Source organism: Flavobacterium sp. ENC (assembly GCF_020991415.1).
Lineage (GTDB): Bacteria > Bacteroidota > Bacteroidia > Flavobacteriales > Flavobacteriaceae > Flavobacterium.
Genome location: NZ_JAJMOY010000006.1, coordinates 144,766 through 164,155 on the forward strand (window position 1 = coordinate 144,766; position 19,390 = coordinate 164,155).

General features: G+C 37.8%; 14 protein-coding genes. 1 reads left to right on the top strand and 13 read right to left on the bottom strand.

From position 1 onward, the window contains the following. Positions 1-10: 10 nt before the first annotated feature. The 10 genes from LPB89_RS16690 to LPB89_RS16735 all read right to left on the bottom strand — a co-directional run bounded on the left by LPB89_RS16690 (position 11) and on the right by LPB89_RS16735 (position 11,093). Complete coding sequence (locus LPB89_RS16690) at positions 11-220, bottom strand: hypothetical protein (RefSeq protein ID WP_230702823.1); 210 nt, start codon at positions 218-220, stop codon at positions 11-13. 11 nt (positions 221-231) lie between these two features. Beyond that, positions 232-612 (bottom strand): DoxX family protein, encoded by a 381-nt coding sequence (locus LPB89_RS16695; RefSeq protein ID WP_230702824.1) that lies wholly within the window; start codon positions 610-612, stop codon positions 232-234. 470 nt (positions 613-1,082) lie between these two features. Next, positions 1,083-1,811 (bottom strand): GNAT family N-acetyltransferase, encoded by a 729-nt coding sequence (locus tag LPB89_RS16700; protein ID WP_230702825.1) that lies wholly within the window; start codon positions 1,809-1,811, stop codon positions 1,083-1,085. Positions 1,812-1,874: 63 nt separating this feature from the next. After that, a complete protein-coding gene (locus LPB89_RS16705; protein ID WP_230702826.1) occupies positions 1,875-2,480 on the bottom strand; it encodes a Crp/Fnr family transcriptional regulator in 606 nt (201 codons plus the stop codon). 672 nt (positions 2,481-3,152) lie between these two features. Beyond that, positions 3,153-4,571 (bottom strand): TolC family protein, encoded by a 1,419-nt coding sequence (locus tag LPB89_RS16710; protein WP_230702827.1) that lies wholly within the window; start codon positions 4,569-4,571, stop codon positions 3,153-3,155. 131 nt (positions 4,572-4,702) lie between these two features. Then, positions 4,703-7,867 (bottom strand): efflux RND transporter permease subunit, encoded by a 3,165-nt coding sequence (locus LPB89_RS16715; protein WP_127336676.1) that lies wholly within the window; start codon positions 7,865-7,867, stop codon positions 4,703-4,705. An 11-nt stretch (positions 7,868-7,878) separates the two neighbouring features. Beyond that, positions 7,879-9,093: an efflux RND transporter periplasmic adaptor subunit gene (locus tag LPB89_RS16720; protein WP_127336675.1), complete on the bottom strand. Its 1,215-nt coding sequence runs from the start codon at positions 9,091-9,093 to the stop codon at positions 7,879-7,881. 244 nt (positions 9,094-9,337) lie between these two features. Further along, positions 9,338-9,931, bottom strand: a complete 594-nt coding sequence (locus tag LPB89_RS16725; protein ID WP_230702828.1) for a TetR/AcrR family transcriptional regulator — start codon at positions 9,929-9,931, stop codon at positions 9,338-9,340. A 262-nt stretch (positions 9,932-10,193) separates the two neighbouring features. After that, the gene (locus tag LPB89_RS16730; RefSeq protein WP_230702829.1) at positions 10,194-10,619 is read right to left on the bottom strand and encodes a response regulator; all 426 of its coding nucleotides are present in this window, start codon (positions 10,617-10,619) and stop codon (positions 10,194-10,196) included. A gap of 60 nt (positions 10,620-10,679) precedes the next feature. Continuing rightward, positions 10,680-11,093, bottom strand: coding sequence for a hypothetical protein (locus LPB89_RS16735; RefSeq protein WP_230702830.1), 414 nt, complete (start codon positions 11,091-11,093; stop codon positions 10,680-10,682). Between the two features lie 233 nt (positions 11,094-11,326). On the opposite strand from LPB89_RS16735, the gene LPB89_RS16740 reads away from it, so the two are divergent. Continuing rightward, the gene (locus tag LPB89_RS16740; protein WP_230702831.1) at positions 11,327-11,551 is read left to right on the top strand and encodes a hypothetical protein; all 225 of its coding nucleotides are present in this window, start codon (positions 11,327-11,329) and stop codon (positions 11,549-11,551) included. Between the two features lie 1,556 nt (positions 11,552-13,107). Here the strand turns inward: LPB89_RS16740 and LPB89_RS16745 are convergent. The 3 genes from LPB89_RS16745 to LPB89_RS16755 all read right to left on the bottom strand — a co-directional run bounded on the left by LPB89_RS16745 (position 13,108) and on the right by LPB89_RS16755 (position 19,386). After that, positions 13,108-14,100 carry a T9SS type A sorting domain-containing protein gene (locus LPB89_RS16745; RefSeq protein ID WP_230702832.1) on the bottom strand — a complete coding sequence of 331 codons (993 nt, stop codon included), beginning with the start codon at positions 14,098-14,100 and terminating at the stop codon, positions 13,108-13,110. Positions 14,101-14,927: 827 nt separating this feature from the next. Then, on the bottom strand, positions 14,928-16,016 hold the full coding sequence (locus LPB89_RS16750) for an efflux RND transporter periplasmic adaptor subunit (RefSeq protein WP_370635560.1): 1,089 nt from the start codon (positions 16,014-16,016) through the stop codon (positions 14,928-14,930). A gap of 73 nt (positions 16,017-16,089) precedes the next feature. After that, positions 16,090-19,386, bottom strand: coding sequence for an efflux RND transporter permease subunit (locus LPB89_RS16755; RefSeq protein ID WP_230702834.1), 3,297 nt, complete (start codon positions 19,384-19,386; stop codon positions 16,090-16,092). Positions 19,387-19,390 lie beyond the last annotated feature (4 nt).

A 19,390-nucleotide genomic window follows, 5' to 3' on the forward strand; every position in this document is an offset into this window, starting at 1 on the left:
ATTTGGTAAGTTATAACAATACTTCACATTGATATCCATACGAGTTAAGAACTTCAATTATTCTTTTGTTTGAAATAGAGACTGCATGAATTCTCAAAATTTTATCGCAATCTTCAAGGTCAAAATTAATGACGCTGTTTGGAAAATGTTCAAGAAGCTTCATCACAATCATTTTTGACTGCTCCGTTTCCTGAACATTTGTTTTAAAAACTTCGATCATTGTCTGGAAGTTTATAACGCGATATTTTTATGTCGCTCAATTTTATGATAGTAGAAATAAGAAATCAGCAGGATAACCAGAATGATTAATGGGAAAAACGACTGAAATCCAAATCCGTCTACTGCAAAATGGCTTATGGAGGCAAATAAAAAGTCAAAAGTAAAACCGGCATATGCCCATTCCTTGATTCTGTTTGGCACTTGCGGAATAACCAGCGCCAAAACACCCAGTACTTTAAAAACCACCAAAGCATTACCGAAATATTCCGGATAGCCTAAGTGCCTGATCCCTTCTTTTGCCAGTTCGGACTGGGAAGTAAGAGCCGGCATCACGCCTTCAAATAGAAAAATAATAATAGTGGTAATCCAGAAAATAATTTTTGCTTTCTTCATTGGTTTGTTTTTTAAATAGTTAAGTTAAATATTTAATACAAATCTACTATTGTTATTCTTTTTTCGAATACGTATTTGCGACTATTTTAGGGGCATTTAAGACAGTTTTTTTTGAAGGTGCAAAGGTTCAGAGTTTCAAAGGTTCAGAGGTTCGGGGGCGCTGAGTTGGAATTTGTAATCTGGATTTTTTTTTGAAGGTGCAAAGGTTCAGAGTTGCAAAGGTTCAAAGGTTCTGGGGCGCTGAGTTGGAATTTGGAATTTGTAACCTGGAATTTTTTTTGAAGAGGCAAAGGTTCAGAGTTGCAAAGGTTCAAAGGTTCGGGGGGCGCTGAGTTGGAATTTGGAATTTGTAACCTGGAATTTTTTTTGAAGTTGCAAAGGTTCAAAGGTTCAAAGGTTCAAAGGTTCGGGGCGCTGACTTGGAATTTGGAATTTAAAATTTGGAATTTTTTCTAAAGTTTGGAATTTAATTAAAAAATATAATTTTTGATGACAAACAAATCTTCAAAGCCCAATCGCGTATAAATGTCTTTCCCCATTGCGGAAGCCTGCAGTAAAGCATACTCGGCTTTAAGATCGATGGAAAGATTAAGGGCAAATTTCATAATTTCTTCGGCAAAACCTTTTCGTCTCATTTCCGGAATTACTCCGACACCGTGAATTCCAATAGTGTTTCCGGTTTGAAATAACATGCAGGTTCCTATGGGTTGCTTATCCAGTGAAAATAAATAAAATTGAACCTGATGGTAATTTTCAACCAGAATTTCTTTACTAATGACATAACCAAAAGCGTTCGGATATAAATCTGCCCAGATTTCGGCGTCGTCTTTAGTAGTAACCCTTTTGAAAACTAAATTGGACTCGTAGCTAAATTTTTGATCTAGTTTCAAAACCATGGCCACTTGTTCTGTTTTGACCGTCAGTCCTTTGTCTTCCAGAATTTTATCTGAGTTGCTGTGATGGATATCAAAATAGGGAAGGACCAGACCTGGATTCTCCTGCATAATTTCGATTGCATTTTCGGCATCGCTTTCTGAAATATCGGTACGAAACCATAACTTGTTGGGCCAGCCTGAATTTTCGATTTGGCAGTATTCTAAATTTTCATTTTTATGATAGGATTCAAAAGGAGTTCCAACCGTTTTCCATAAACCGGTCAGGTTATCAATATTCTCGCGGATCAGAGTGCTATTTTTCATTTCGTAATAAATTATAGCGTAAAGGTAAGTTTCGTTTTTGTCTAAAACCTTTACATATGTTGATTAGAAATCTTTTTCCAGACTTTTTCGGATCCGGCTTAATTGGGTTGGCGTGATCCCTAAATGCGAAGCGATATGGAGCAGGGGAATCCGGTTCGAAATATCGGGATGCTTAGAGAGAAACTGAAGATATCTTTCAGTGGCATTTTCCATAACTAAAGAGATTTCCCTTTGTTCTTTTTCGATCACCCAGTTTTTTTCCAGATAAGCGATATAGAAATTTTTAAGATCGTCCTGTTGAAAAATCAGTTCGCGGTATTTTTGGTAATCAATTCGGATAAGAACCGCATCTTCAAGGGCTTCTATCGAAAAATCCGAAGGGATTTGCTGTAAGGATGAAGCTTTAGAGCCTGCAAACGAACCTTCAGTAAAAATATTTTTGTTGTAAATGTTTCCTTCTTTGTCGGTAATATAAGCCCGTAAAATGCCTTTGCAGATAAAATAAAGTTCTTTGGCTATTTGACCATTTCTTAAAAGTAATTCTCCTTTTTTGACTGACTGAAATGCTATGATGTTTTCAATCAATTTCCAGGATTTATCAGAGACAGGAGCGTAGCTGTTAAATTCTGTTTTTAAGTTTTGAAGGTGTTTATTTTGGTCGATTGACATTTGAAGAAGTTTTTTTACGTATCAAAAATAAAGAAATAATATTTAGTTGGGCTTCGATTGTCAGTCTGAGCGAAGTCGAAAACCCGCAATGTGAGTAACCACCGTTCCTTCGACTTCGCTCAGGATGACACACGTGATTTTGATTGCAGCGTTTCTGATGTGATCCTTCGTTCCTCAGGATGACAAAATTGTGTTGAAAAACCGTATTTAATTGAAGTTTCGATTGTCAGTCTGAGCGAAGTCGAAGACCCGCAATGTGAGTAACCACCGTTCCTTCGACTTCGCTCAGGATGACACACGTGATTTTGATTGCAGCGTTTCAGTTGTGATCCTTCGTTCCTCAGGATGACAAGATTGTGTTGAAAAAACGTATTTAGTTGAGCTTCGATTGTCAGTCTGAGCGAAGTCGAAGACCCGCAATGGAGTAACCACCGTTCCTTCGACTTCGCTCAGGATGACACACGAGATTTTGATTGCAGCGTTTCTGTTGTGATCCTTCGTTCCTCAGGATGACAAAATTGTGTTGAAAAAACGTATTTAATTGAAGTTTCGATTGTCAGTCTGAGCGAAGTCGAAGACCCGTCATCCGCGTGCCCTGTCAACAGCAAAAAAAAAACGCTGCAGAACCGAAATCCTGCAGCGTCACTCAAATAAATAATTAAAAAACGGGTATTATCTCCAACCTCCGCCCAATGCGCGATATAACTCGGTATTGGCAGCTAATTGTTCTCTTTTTAAGTTAGCCAGTTCTAATTCACTTTGCAATAAATTAGCCTGTGCCGTGATGACTTCCAAATATTCGGCCATTCCGTTTTTGAATAACAGATTCGAATTTTTGATGGCCAGCTGTAATGTTTTGACACGTTCCTCAAGAAAAGTTTTTTGTTGTTCCAGTTTCTCCACTTTCACCAAAGCATCAGATACTTCGCTGACAGCTACCAGAACAGCTTGTCTGAAACTCAAAACCGCTTTTTCTCTTTCGGCTTTTGCAATATTGTATTGTGTTCTTACTCTTTTGTTATTGAGTAAAGGCTGGGTTAAACCTCCTGCAACAGTTCCGAATAAAGAAGCCGGAATGTTGAACCAGTTACTGGTTTCGAAAGAATTCACGCCGCCCTGAGCCGTAATCTTAAGGGATGGATACAAGTCGGCTTTTGTAATTCCAACATTGGCATTGGCTATTTTTAAAGCTAATTCGGCACTTTTTACATCTGGTCTTCTGCTTACTAGTGAAGACGGAATTCCGATTGCGGTATTGTTTTTTACTTCAATTGAACTTAAAAGAATACTTCTTCTTTTAGCATTCGGAAAAGATCCTGTCAATACACTTAAAGCATTTTCCTGAATCGCAATATTTTGTTCCAATAGAGGAACCAGTTGCGCTGCAATTAACTTCTGTGCCTCTGATTGTTGAATGGCCAATGAAGTAACCTGTCCGGCATCGTATTTTAATTTGATGATGTTTGTGGTACTGTCATTCAATTGTACATTTTTCTTAGCGATTTCCAATTGCGCATCCAGCATCAAAAGATTGTAATATCCTTTAGAAACATTGGCTACAATAGTAGTCTGCAATGCTTTTTTTACTTCTTCCGATTGCAGGTAACTGGCGAAAGCCCCTTTTTTCTGACTACGGATTTTACCCCAGATATCAGCTTCCCAGGAAAGTGTCGCTCCGGCAGAATAATCGTCAATGTGTTTCTGTCCTAAAGCCTGACTCAGGTTTTTTCCTGTAAAACTATTGTCAGACGGATTACTGGTACTTGCTGTTACGGATAAATTTACCTGAGGAACATTGTTCCATTTCGATTGTGTGAATCTGTACTGTGCAATTTCGATGTTTTTAACAGCGATTTGTAAATCATTATTTCGGGTCACTGCACTATCGATTAATTCGATAATATCTTTTTCCGTAAAGAAATTTTTCCACTCCACATCGCCGATACTTGTTGTGTCGTTTGAAACCGATGCACTCCTGAAATTTTCAGGAAATGCATCTTTTGGAGTTTCAATATCCTTCGAAACCTTACAGGATATTACTGTAACGATCAGGAAAGCGACCATCACGATTTTGGTTATATACTTTTTCATTTTATATGTTGTCATTAAATTTCTTTACAAGTATCTTTTCTGGTGTCAAGATCTCTTGAAATTTTATAGGATATGTAAGCGATGCCCGTAATAATGGTCACCAGTATTGTCGTTATATAATTTTCCATTTTTTATTTTTCTTCGTTATGAATTACAGCTATCGGTTTTCCGGTAACTTTTTCTTGTAAATACTGGAATACGATGAATAAAACAGGGATGATAAACAAGCCCAGAATTACTCCCGAAATCATACCTCCGGCGGCACCAATACTAATTGAGTGGTTACCCTGAGCCGATGGGCCTTTGGCACTCATCATCGGAATCAATCCAACAACGAAAGCTAATGATGTCATGATAATCGGACGTAAACGCAGTTTGGCGGCATCTATGGAAGCTTTGACCAATGCCTGACCTGATTTTCTTTTTTGTACCGCGAACTCGACGATCAGAATCGCATTCTTGGCGAGCAGTCCGATAAGCATTACCAGTGCAACCTGTACGTAAATGTTATTTTCGATTCCGGTTAAACCAATCGCTACGAATACTCCAAAAATACCTGCAGGAATGGATAAGATTACGGCCAGAGGCAAAATGTAACTTTCATATTGTGCAGCAAGTAAGAAATAGATGAATATCAGACACAATAAGAAAATGGTTGCCGATTGCCCTCCGGAAGAAATTTCTTCACGGGTTTGTCCTGAGAACTCATAACTGTACCCTGCAGGTAATTGCTGTGCTGCCACTTCTTCAATCGCTTTGATGGCATCTCCCGAACTAAATCCCGGTTTTGGAATCGCATTGATTGAAATGGAGTTGAACAGGTTATATCTTGAAGCGGTTTCCGAACCGTAAATACGGGTTAGTTTTACCAAAGTATTGATCGGAACCATTTCTCCGTTTTTGTTTTTGACAAATACACGGTCAATAGCGGACGGATCTGCTCTGTCGGCAATATCTGCCTGAACTACCACTCGGTAATATTTACCAAATCGGTTAAAGTCGGAGGCTTGTGCACTACCAAAATAAGCCTGCATCGTCTGAAGTATATCTTTGACTTTTACGCCTAACTGATCGGCTTTCTCATCGTTGATATCCAATTGTAATTGTGGATAATCAGCTTTGAAACTGGTAAAGGCTACAGCAATTTCCGGACGTTTCATTAATTCTCCAATGAACGTTTGTGAAATTCCGCTAAACTTATCCAGTTTACCGCCGGTTTTATCCTGTAGTACTAAATCCAAAGCTTCAACATTACTAAAACCCGGTACGGTTGGGAAACTGAATACGAAGAAACTTCCTCCTGAAATCGCGCCTAATTTGCCACGAACCTGATTCATGATTTCGTCGATATTTTTGATATCCCCACGTTCTTCATTTGGTTTCAGCAATACGAAAACAACTGCTGAAGAAGGACTTGTAGAATTCGTCAATAAGTTGAAACCGGATATTGCCGTTACAAATCTTGAAGCATCAAGACCTCTTAACGTATTTTCTGCCTGCGTCATTACTTTCTGGGTTCCATCAAGTGATGTTCCTGAAGGCGTATTCACCGCAATCGCAATAAATCCCTGATCTTCTGTCGGAATAAATCCGGCAGGAGTTGTTTTAACCATTACAACTGTAGCGAAAGTAATTAAAGCCAAACCTCCTAAACTCACCCATTTGTTACGGATTAAGAATTTTAATCCACCCACATAACGGTTGGTTAAAGCATTGAAACTGTTGTTAAATCCCGTAAAGAATTTTTCTTTGAATCCTTGTTTAACATATGGAGTTTCTCCGTCGTGTGCCGCATGATTATCTTTTAAGAATAAAGCGGCAAGGGCAGGGCTTAATGTAAGGGCATTTACAGCTGAAATTACAATTGCAATGGCCATTGTGAAAGCGAACTGGCGGTAGAATACACCGGTCGAACCTTCCATAAAACCTACCGGCAGGAATACAGCAGCCATTACCAGCGTAATCGAGATAATAGCACCCGTAATTTCGTGCATTGCTTCATGAGTTGCTGCTTTTGGAGACAGATGTTTATGCTCCATTTTAGCATGCACGGCCTCGACGACCACAATAGCATCATCGACCACAATACCAATCGCCAGGATTAAAGCAAAAAGTGTCAGAAGGTTAATCGAGAATCCGAATAACTGCATGAAAAAGAACGTTCCTAAAATTGCTACCGGAACAGCAATCGCCGGGATTAATGTCGATCTAAAGTCCTGAAGGAAAATAAATACCACAATAAATACCAAGATAAAAGCTTCAATCAAAGTATGCTCCACCTGCTCAATAGACTGATCCAAAGAAACTTTTGTACTATAGAAAATATTGTGTTTTATTCCCGAAGGAAAATCTTTTGAGGCTTTAACCATCAATTTGTTGATCGCAACCTGAATATCATTAGAGTTCGAACCTGCCAATTGGATAATACCAATTACAACTCCTTTTTTACCATTAAGACGTGTTAAACTGTTGTACGAGTAAGCACCAAGTTCTACTCGCGCCACATCTTTCAGGCGAAGCACCGAACCATCAGCATTCGAACGAATGGCAATGTTTTGGTAATCTTCCGGTTTCGTTAATTTTCCTTTGTATTTAATAACGTATTCGAAAACTTCTTTACTTCTTTCTCCAAATTTACCCGGAGCAGCCTCTAAACTTTTGTCCTGAATAGCGGCCATCACTTCATTTGGCGTAACATTATGAGTCGACATTTGTGTAGGGTTTAACCAGACACGCATGGAGTAATCTTTAGTACCACCAAAAATAGCAGCCGAACCTACACCCGGAATACGTTTGATTTCAGGAATAATATTAATTTGTGCATAATTGGCAACAAAAGTCTGGTCGTATTTGGCTTCGTCTTCGGTATACATACCGATTGCCATAATAAAACTGTTTTGTTGTTTGGCCGTGATGACACCTTGCTGTACCACCTCTGAAGGCAGCTGGCTGGTAGCCTGTGCAACCCTGTTCTGAACGTTTACAGCAGCCTGATCGGCATCTGTACCCAGTTTGAAGAAAACTGTAATTGCTAAAGTACCGTCATTACTGGCTGTTGAACTCATGTATGTCATGTTTTCAACCCCGTTTATAGATTCTTCCAGAGAAGGGGCTACAGAACGTAAAACCGTTTCTGCATTCGCTCCCGGATAAACCGCCGTTACCAAAACTGATGGCGGCGCAATATCAGGAAACTGTTGTAAAGGCAACTTTGTAAGTCCAAGTACTCCCAGGATCACCAGTAAAATGGAGATAACGGTTGCCAGTACGGGTCTTTGTATAAATATTTTGAACATTTTCGTAAAAATTATTTTTTGTTAGTTATTTGTGCAACCTTGGCAGATTTCTCAGGCTGAATCAACTGACCTTCCTGAAGTTTGTCGATACCGCTCAATACAATCTGGTCACCCGATTTTACACCATCCTTAATAAGATAGTTGGTACCGCTTTTACCGATTACGGTAATTGGCATTTTGGTTACTTTATTGTCAGTTCCTACAGTAAAGACGAAAACTTTATCCTGCATTTCAATCGTAGCCGACTGCGGAACCAAGATAGCATCGTCATGCTGAAGTCCTAATCTAATTTTACCCGTATTTCCAGAACGTAAAGTTCCGTTTGCATTTGGGAAAGTAGCTCTTAAGGTAATAGCACCGGTAGTTTTATCAAACTGACCATCCACCATATCAATTTTTCCGGTTTGCGGGTAGGCATTGTTATCGGCTAATATTAAAGAAACCGGAGGTAATTTTTTGATTTTATCTCCAATGCTGTTTCCGGCATATTGCGATTTAAAGTTGATGAAATCTGTTTCACTTAAAGAGAAGTAAGCAAAAACTTCATGTACATCAGAAAGCGTTGTTAAAGCTTCAACATCTGTGGCAGAAACGAGGCTTCCTTGTTTTTTAGGCAATCTTCCAATGTAACCGCTTACAGGAGCTGTAACATTCGTATAACCTAAATTGATTTTAGCTGATGCTACCATTGCTTTTGCCTGCTCGATGTTGGCAGCGGCAATTTTCTGAGATGCTTTTGCCGTTTTCAGCTGATAGTCGGAAACTACTTTGTTTTGTACTAAAGGAGTCAATTTATCTACTTCTAACTGAGCGTTGATCAAAGCAGCTTCATAAGCGTGAAGGCTGGCCAAAGCATTGTTTAACTGCTCACGGAAAGGACGTTCGTTTATTTTGAATAAAGTCTGACCTTTAGAAACATAAGCTCCTTCATCTACCAGGACGCGGTCTAAGTTTCCACTTACCTGTGGACGGATTTCTACATCTACAGTTCCTTGTATAGCAGCAGGATATTCAGCATCAGTAGTTGTGTTAGCACTTGTGATTACCGAAACAGGTAAAAGCGGTGCAGGTGCAGCAGCTGGTGCCTGGGATTTATCAGCACAACTACTCAGTACCAGTGCCAGGATAAAGCTGGTTATAATTACGTTTTTCATTTTAATATTGGTTTTAATTTGTTGGACATTCTCGTTTTTTAAAAATTTATTTTGGGTATTATCTGAATTCATTTCTAAGGTTATTAAATTTTCTAACATCGTTAAGTAAGTTGGTGTTAAATTCCATATATTCTTTGCTTGCTAAATCTATTTCATAATAGGTATTAAATTATTTATCACTGTTAAGTAATGCAGAAAAAAAGCCCTATATTACTCTATTAAATTTTCTAACACTGTTAAGTAAAGTAGTAAAAAAATAGTTTGCTAAATTACCTATTAAATCATTTATCACTGTTAAGTAAAAATGAAATTTTTTTTATTGTATTGATTTTATGATACCACTAATGGCATCTTTTAAGATTTGTGCATTGATAGTTGCCATGATATCACTTTTGTTAATGATGTTAATGGCAATTAAACCATGAATAACAGAAAAGAAAGTAAAATACTTTTGTTTGATGATTTCTTCACTTGGATTGCTGTCTTTCATAATTTCAGCAATAACGGAAGTAAATAATTTATATGGTCTTTCCTGAGCCGAGCATTGTTGGGAACAACAGTTCATTTGTACCCCAAACATTACCTGATACATTTCGGTATCTGTAAAGGCGAAATCCCAATACGCCATCCACATGGCTTCTAACTGTTCTTCCGGTTTTTCAAATTTATCCTGGGCTTCCTGCAGTTCTTTTGCTAACTTAATAAAACCTTTTCCTGTTAGTTCATTTAAAATTGCTTCCTTATTCGAAAAGTATTCATAGATGATAGGAGCAGTGTATTCAATCTTGTCAGCAATCTTTCTCATACTCAGACCCTGCCATCCTTCTTCTTTGACGATAGCGTAAGCAGCCTCAAGAATGTTAGTTCTTGTCTCTTCTTTTTGTCTTAAAATACGATCTTTACTTGCCATTTTGATTAAGTATTAAATTGTTTAACACCGTTAGGCAAATGTATGGCAGTTTTTCTGATTATCATATAATTTCATTATAATATTTTCTTATTGTGGTATAGAGTGAGATGAGAAAGCTTGGAAAGCCTTATAAATAGGAGTTTGTATAAAAAATAATATTTTGAGGACAAGCAATTGAAATGTAAATTTCGGCACAAATTCATGTCCTCAATATGATTTTTAAGGAATGTTTATTGATTAAAAAGTTACAAAAGAAGTTTATCTACTTAACATAGTTTGGTGACACACACATTTCCCAGTAACTTACAATTGTTTTGATGGTTTGCTTTATCTCTTTATAGTCCGAAGGTTTAACAAAAAATCCCTGAATAGATTTTGAATAAGCATCAATAACATGCTTTTGTTCTGCACTCGTAGAAAAAAATAAATACGGAATTGATTTCAGTCTTAAATCTTCATTTTCATGAATTTTTTCCCGTAATTCCATACCGCTTAACTTGGGCATATTGATATCAGAGAAAATAATAAAAGGCTCAATATCTGTAGAGGTCAGGTACTCTAAAGCTTTTTCGCCTTCAGCAAAAAAGATGATTTCATTTTTATAATTAAGCTCTGTAAAAATATCAGTTAAAATTTCCTGATCATCTAAATCGTCTTCTATAATAATAATCGGCCCGCCTTTGTTCATTTGGTGTTTTTGGTGAAGGTAGTTTATTTAATTGAGTACACAATTTTTATAATTTGTGCTTTATTCATTAAAATATTCAATCAACACTTTATCTTCATCTACAATATGATCTGTAATGTGGAATACTTCCTTGATCCAAGGATGATTTAACGCATCTTTCCTGTCTAAAATAATTCCAAGTAAATCTTGCTGCCACTCTGATTCATCTTTATCCATTAAACCTACCTCATAATTATTATCATTGGTCCAGATTCTAAATGGAAATGCAAATCTATTTTTAGGATAATCTGTTCCCCAGTCACCAATACTAATTATTCCGGTTACAAATTTATCATTATGCCCTTTCGTAAATTTTAAATAATAAACAGCAAATGCATCTTCATCTTTAAAAACAAATCGAGTGAGTCTAATAATCTCATTATTGCAGCAATTGCAAACTTCTACATTAGGCTCTTCAAATTCAATTCTGATCATTTGGTTTTGATTTTTAAGTAAAGATAGTACATCACTAGAGTTAAAGCGAAGTTATGAAAAAGATTGAAGAGAAGAAGTCTTTGTGGATAGCTAACGATTACTACTTTATTCCAAATGCTAACTTTTGAAGCTGTGACAAAATAATAAAAAGAAAAAATTTGTCACATTTTCATCAAAGGGTTAATATTAAAATTGCCTGGAAACAGCTTTTATATTCACTAAAAATGGAAGATATGAGTACAAACACTTTTTCAAAAGAAGCTGAAGCAAGGCTAATTGATTTTTTTCACCACACCATAGCACCGAAGGATATGGCTAAGGTAATCCGACAGGTAAATTATACACTCGCCTTAGGTGTGATGCGGGAAAAGGAAACTCGCCAAAACGGAATTGAAAACAACTTTTACTGGCTGAATGAATTAGCCGAAATTTTAAATCCTTATCTGGAGGCTGAATAAGGTTTTTTCTTTGGTATTATTTTTAAAATGAGAAACCTCGATCTTTAATATGGTCGAGGTTTTTTGGCAAATTATATATTTGTTTTTTATTATTGAATGCAGCGCAAGAAATAGCTACTAAATAAATGTTTAGAAAATCATTTTAAACAGTATCAATTTTTTAATAGCCTCCTGCTTTAGCTGGAGGTTTATAACGAAGTAGTAAAAAGGCTTTAGCCAAAATACGCGCATTTGGCTAAAGCCCTGATTCACAACATACAAAATCCCTTCAGCTAAAGTTGGAGGCTATTGAACCTTTTGAAACTTAAAAAAGGATAAAACTTAAATTTTCTTTTATCACTTATCTGGTAGAAAAAAAAATTACTAGTATCTCCGAAACGAGAATCCAATCTTTGTCGAGCCACTTGCGAAGATTTCTCCTTCGTCGAAATGACAAACATTGAGAATAAAAACTTTGTGTCTTTGCGGGATTATTTCTGTTTTCATAATCCTTCGACTTCGCTCAGGGTGACAATTGGGGTTTGAGAAATAAGCTTAAAACTTTGCGACTTTGCGCCTTTGCGTGATTTTTCTAAAATTGCTCCATTTGTTTATTTATTTTCTGTTTTCATAAGCCTTCGACTTCGCTCAGGGTGATAATTGTGGCTTGAGGAATAAGCTTAAAACTTTGCGACTCTTATATAAAATGTTTAAGAAAATCATTTTAAACAGTATCATTTTTTAATAGCCTCCTGCTTTAGCTGGAGGTTTATAACGAAGTAGTAAAAAGGCTTTAGCCAAAATACGCGCATTTGGCTAAGGCCCTGATTCACGCCATACAAAATCCCTTCAGCTAAAGTTGGAGGCTATTGAACCTTTTGAACCTTAAAAAAGGATAAAACTTACATTTTCTTTTATCACTTATATGATAGAAAAAACTTTACTAGGTAACTCCGCAACGAGAATCCAATCTTTGTCGAGCCACTTGCGAAGATTTCTCCTTCGTCGAAATGACAAACATTGAGAATAAAAACTTTGTGTCTTTTGCGGGATTATTTTTGTTTTCATAAGCCTTCGACTTCGCTCAGGGTAACAATTGGGGTTTGAGGAATAAGCTTAAAGCTTTACGTTTTTGCGCCTTTGCGTGATTTTTCTAAAATTGCTCCCACTTGTTTGTTTATTTTTTGTTTTCATAAGCCTTCGACTTCGCTCAGGGTGACAATTGGGGTTTGAGGAATAATCTTTAAGCTTTGCGCCTTTTGCCTTTGCGGGATTTTTCTAAAATTGCTCCACTTGTTTATTTATTTGTGTTTTCATAAGCCTTCGGCTTTGCTCAGGTTGACAATTGGGGTTTGAGGAATAAGCTTAAAACTTTGCGTTTTTGCGCCTTTGCGTGATTTATTCAAAGCTGTTTTAAAAAACGGAATAGAAACTTTGTGAATCTCCGCGCCATTTCGCGAATCTCTGTGAAACCTTCCATGAAAAAAGGGCGATACATATAAAGTATCGCCCTTTCAGGAAAATTGTAATCTGCATTTTAAGATTAGTTTTTAAAATGCAGCTATGTACATTATGAATTATTTTACAATAATTTCTTTGTTTAAATATTGATCTCCAACCTGGAAAACAAAAAAGTAAACCCCTTTAGACCAGCTGGATACTTCTACCTGAGTAGGATTCGCTATAGTTTTTACCAAAGCACCCGTAGAAGAATAAATTTTTACTACATCGATAGGATCCGGAGAACTAATAGAAACCGTGTGGCTTGCAGGATTTGGATAAACTTTGATGGTATTATTTAAAACAACATCATTCAGACCCAGATTGTATTTACAATCAATACTGAAATTTACAGTTTTATCGTAAACCCATGTTGTAGTTCTAACACTATTCAGATCATCAACCTGTATACAGCTTAACTCCGCGTTTCCACTGGCTTTCATTAAATTAAAGAAAAGTGTTTTTCCGTTGTCCAAGTTCAAAGACCTAAGTTTATTAGCTCTGCAATCAATAGAAGTTAGTTTCACATTTAAACTAATATCAATATCCACAATTTTATTATTCTCGCAACCAAGATCGTAAAGCGCTAAATTTTTAGATAAATCTAATGCGGTAAGCAGGTTTGATCCTGTTCTTAATCTTTCCAGTTTAGTATTGTTAGCAAGATTTAATGAGGTAATTTTATTAGTCCCACACTCCAACGTTTCTAAATTCACAAGTGCTGACGTATTCAACGCAGTTAAATAATTTCCAACAGCATATACTGATTCCAGTTTTGTATTACTGCTTAAATCTAAAACCGTTAAGTTGTTATAATTGGTATTTAATCCGGTAAGGTTTATAAAAGCTTCAATTCCGGATAAATTTGCAATTGATGACCAGCTGCAATCCATATATCCTGTAAACGCTTCCGCTTCGGTTTTGCTTATTTCAGCATCAGCATCTGTGTTAATTTCTGTTTTTCCAACTAAAAAGGCTTTGAATTTTGCATCCGGGATTGTAATGTTCTGCGATTGTACTGCTGAAATTGCCAGTAAAAGAAATGTAGAAAGAGTAATTTTCATTTTCATAGAAATGTTTTTAGGATTAAATTTTGTACCGCAATTTAGAAATTTTAACAGTATAAAAAAATGTTAATTAAAGAATTTATACAAAGTTTCCTTACAATGTAATATGCTTTAAAGAATAGTTATTTGGATTTTTTTTCTTTCAAAAAAAAAGATATTTTTTATAGGAAAAACGTTTAAAAAAAGGGTTGTATTGCAGGAAATAACAACTAAATAGATTTTAAGAAAAGATCCAAGTGCTTTAACTATTTTTATGAATAGGTTTCTGCTTGATCTCAATATGGAAGTTTTTGGCTAAAGCCTTTTTTACTGCCTTATTATAAACTATTGAAGTGATTTAATAACTTAAGATTTTGGTTTCATAAACCTCCGACTTCGCTCAGGTTGACAATCGGGTACCATTATAGGAATGTTTAGGTTTTGGTTTTATAAGCCTTCGACTTCGCTCAGGGTGACAAATAGGGATCGAGAAATAATTTTAAACTTTGCGCCTTTGCGTCTTTGCGTGATTTTTTCAAAGTTACTTTCATGATCTTTCGAATTTGCTCGGATTGACAATCGGGTACCATTATAGGAATCTTTAGGTTTCATAAGCCTTCGACTTCGCTCAGGGTGACAATCGGCGTTTGAGGAATAATCTTAAAACTTTGCGAATCTCCGTGTAACTTTGTGAATCTCTGCGAAACCCGCCCAAAAAAAAGGACAGCACTTTGGTTGGTGCTGTCCCTTATGTAAATTAAATTTGCATTTTAAATCATCACTGACCTAAAATGCCGCACTTGATTGCGTACAGTTTTTGGTAATCACTAAAATGAAGACTAAAACGCAGGTTATTCGTTTATAATGTCGCCTTCCTTAGTTTCTTCGCTGGCAATTTTCACGAGTTTATCTTGCGGATTCAGATCGCCGAAGATTTCAATTTTATCATCGATTTCTCTTCCTCTTTTTACGTCAACGCGTGTGGCTTTATGATTCAGGACTTTGATTACAAAAGTACCTTCGGCAGAATTTACCAACGCCGATTTTGGGATTACAAACGTGCTGTCTTTCGCGTTAAGCGGCAAAAGCACTTCGGCCACCATTCCCGGTAATAAGTTTTTAGTCGTATTATGAACGTCCATTTCTACACGTTCCGAACGCAATTTTAAATCTAAAGCGCCCGACATTCTCGTGATCGTAGCTTTGAATGTTTCCGGTAACGATTTCACATTAAAGCTCATTTCGTCACCATTGTGCAAATAGCCCGTGTACAATTCCGGAACCGAAACGGCCAAACGCAATTTGTCTTGTTGCTGAATCGTTAGTAAAGGCAAATCAGAGCCTTTTCCTGACGGACCGACATAGGTTCCTAAATTCACGTTTCTTGCTGCCACAACACCATCGAAAGGCGCGCGGATTTCAAGATAGCCTCTCATGATCGACACTTCTTTGTGTGCTGCCACTGCGGCCTGATATTGGGCATAATCGGAGTTTTTCTTCCCGCTGGCCATTTCCAGATCGTTTTTAGAAATCGTTCCTTCCACTTTGCTCGTTTCGTACAAACGGTTGTAGGTACTTTTGCTGGTCGTGTAAATAGCTTCCATTGATTTTAATCTCGATTCGGCTGCAGCCAGTTGTGAGCTGATTTCAGGCGCTTCCAGAACAATCAGAAGCTGTCCTTTTTTTACCTGAGTTCCAATATCGGCTTTCAGTAGTTTTACGAAACTGCTTACTTTGGCATATAAATCTACTTGTTGAAAACCGGTTAATTCCGCCGGTAAACGCAATTCTGTCGTTAGCTTTTCTTTTTGTAACAGGAAAGTTTCTGTTTTTGGCTCCAGTTCCGGAGTAACCGTTTCTTCTTTCTTCGAATTACAACTGGCTAGAAAAAATACAGCTGTAAAAAATAATGCGGTCGATTGTATAATTTTATTTTTCATAAATGGAAAAGTTATTTTAGAAAGGTCATTAATGTGATCACCTTTTAATTTATTGGTATTTGTTTTCAACAAATTATTTTTTAGCGGTGATTTCATTTTCTGATTTTAAGGATGAGATATAATGGATGCTTTCTTCGTCTTCAGGATCTAAGGAAACCGATTGTGTCGTGGTATGTTCCTGCGCCCAGGCAAAGATAAGCGGGAGGATTAACAATACCGCAAAGGTGGAGAATAATAATCCGCCAATAACGGCTCTACCCAAAGGGGACACCTGATCGCCGCCTTCTCCGTGTCCGATAGCCATTGGCAACATTCCCGCAATCATCGCCACAGAAGTCATGATAATCGGACGAAGACGCAATGCTGCTGCTTCACGGGCCGATTCTAGGGCGTTTCCGTTTCGTTTTCGCAATTGTTCTGCATTGGTGACCAGTAAAACGGCATTGGCGATAGAAACCCCAACCGACATAATGATACCCATATACGATTGTAAGTTTAACGTTGAACCTGTCAGCGTCAGCATCAATAACGCTCCTAAAACAACCGCCGGAACTGTGGTTAAGATCACCAGCGACACTTTAAACGATTGAAAATTAGCGGCCAGCATTAAGAAGATTACAAATATGGCAACCAATAATCCTACCTGTAAACTGCTTAATGTTTCTACCAATACCTTACTCATTCCAATTGGGGTGATGAATAACCCCCTCGGTAATTCTCCCAATGAGTTTATTGTTGCATCCACATCTTTTACTGCTGTCCCTAAATCGGTCTGGCTAATGTTGGCTGTAACGGTAATGTATGGCATGGCCCCTAAATTGTCATTTTCACCACTTACAAATCCGGGTGTAATTTTGGCAACGTCACTTAATACAGGACGAAGCGAATTTTTCAATACCGGAATTTCTCCAATATCGGTTTTGCTTTTCATTTTGTTCAAAGGCACCTGCACCTGAACGTTGTATGATAATCCGGCTCTTTCGTCAACCCAGGTATTTTTCTCGGTATATCTGGAAGATGAAGTTGAAGCGACCAGTGATCTTGAAATATCATTCATATCCACACCCAGTTCAGCGGCACGGGTTCTGTCAATATCAATATTCATGGCCGGATAGTGAATCGGCTGACCAATTTGCACATCTCTGAAATAAGCGAATTTTTTCAGCTTTTCTACAATCTGATTGGCGTATAATTCATTTCGTTTTTTATCCTTTCCGGCAATACGGACTTCGATTGGAGTAGGGGAACCCTGACTCAACACTTTGTCGGTCAGTTCGATTGGCTCAAAAGAAAGTTTTACATCCGGAAGCACTTTTTTAATTCGCGCTCTGAAGTCGTCTTTAAAGTCATCCATATCGGTATGGTATTCTTTTAAGCTTACCTGAAATACAGCTTCATGCGAACCTGCCATGAACAAATAAATCGGGTTGATCGAGAATAAAGACGGGTGTTGCCCCACATAAACAGAAGAGATTCCGATATGTTCCTTGCCCACCATTTTTTGCAATTCCTTCAGTACAATAATAGCTTTCTCTTCGGTACGTTCCAGACGGGTTCCGTCGGGAGCACGCATTCTTAACTGAAACTGGCTTGAATTTACTTTCGGGAAAACATCTTTTCCGATAAAAGAAATAAAGACCACGGCCAGCACCGTAATTCCGATAAGATAGACTAGAGCGGTTATTTTTTTATAAGGGAATAAACGATCTAACGTTCTCATGAAACGGATTCTGAAGCGTTCGAAAGCACCAATTTTTCCATTGTTGTCCGTATCTGTCTTTGCAACATATGCTTTTTTCTGCGTAATCAGGTCTTTCTCCGATTCCGGTGTTAAGCCACAATCGTTAAATTCGGCTTCATCATCTGTAATATTTGGTCCGTGTTCGTGTTTCGGATGTGCTTTCATCAGCCAGTTCGCCATTACAGGAACAAAAGTCTGGGAAAGTAAAAACGAAATCACCATTGAGAATCCAATTGCCATCGCCAAAGGCAAAAACAACGCTCCGGGAATACCCACCATCGTAAAGGCAGGGGCAAAAACGGCAAGGATACAAAGCAAGATCAATAACTTAGGCAAAGCAATTTCCTGACAGGCATCCCAAATAGCGAGTGCCTTCGGTTTTCCCATGTCAAGATGCTGGTGAATATTTTCGATCGTGACCGTACTTTCATCCACCAAAATACCAATTGCCAGTGCCAGTCCGCTTAAAGACATTAAGTTGATCGTTTGTCCGAATAATTTAAGGAATAAAACTCCCGAAATAATCGAAATTGGAATGGTTAAGATTACAATTAAAGCCGCACGTCTGTCACCAAGGAAAAGTAAAACCATTAATCCGGTTAAAACTGCTCCGATAATTCCTTCTGTAATCAAACTTTTTACCGAATTGATTACATACACCGACTGGTCAAATTCATAAGATAATTTTACGTCTTCCGGTAGTGTACTCTGAATTTTAGGCAATTCCGCTTTCAATTTCTGTACCACATCCCAGGTCGAAGCATCTCCCGCTTTCGCAATACTGATATACACGGAACGTTTTCCGTTTACCAAAGCATAACCGGCCGTAATATCGGCACCATCTTTTACAGTCGCAACATCGCCTAATTTCAGGTTTTGAACGCCGCCTTTAAACAATGGAATCTGTTCAAAATCCTTAACTTCTTTAATCGTATTGTTGGTTGGCGTAATATAATTGACATCACCCATTCTGACATTCCCCGAAGGAGCGGTCTGGTTGTTGATGCGGATTGCCTCAACTATCTGATCCGGAGTCATATTGTGCGAACGCAATAAATCGGGATCTACGTTCACCTCGATGGTTCTTGGGCTTCCGCCGAAAGGTGCCGGAGATAATAAACCGGGAATCGACGTAAACGAGGCACGAACGTAAACGTTGGCTAAATCCTGCAATTCGTTATTCGACCTGATCTTACTGCTCAGAACCAATTGTCCGATCGGTAAGGAAGAAGCATCAAAACGAATGATAAACGGAGGCTGCGTTCCCGGAGGAAAGGCGGCCTGAATCCTGTTTGAAAGGGAACTCAGCTCGGCCGCTGCCTGCGCCATGTTGGTGTTTTCATAGTAGGTTAATTTCATGATCATTAACCCCTGAATATTTTTGGTCTCTACCGATTTTACACCATTGGCAAAAGGTAAAATGTTGACATATGTTTTAGCAAAATAAGCTTCCATCTGGTCCGGGGTATACCCTCCGAAAGGATGCGCAATATAAATTACCGGCAGGTTCATTTTAGGAAGAATATCTACCTTAATGTCCTTGATGGCGCCAATTCCGAAGAAAAATAAACCGGCAACCATTACCAGGATGGAGATGGGTTTGCGGAGTGCGAAACGTATTAAATTCATTACG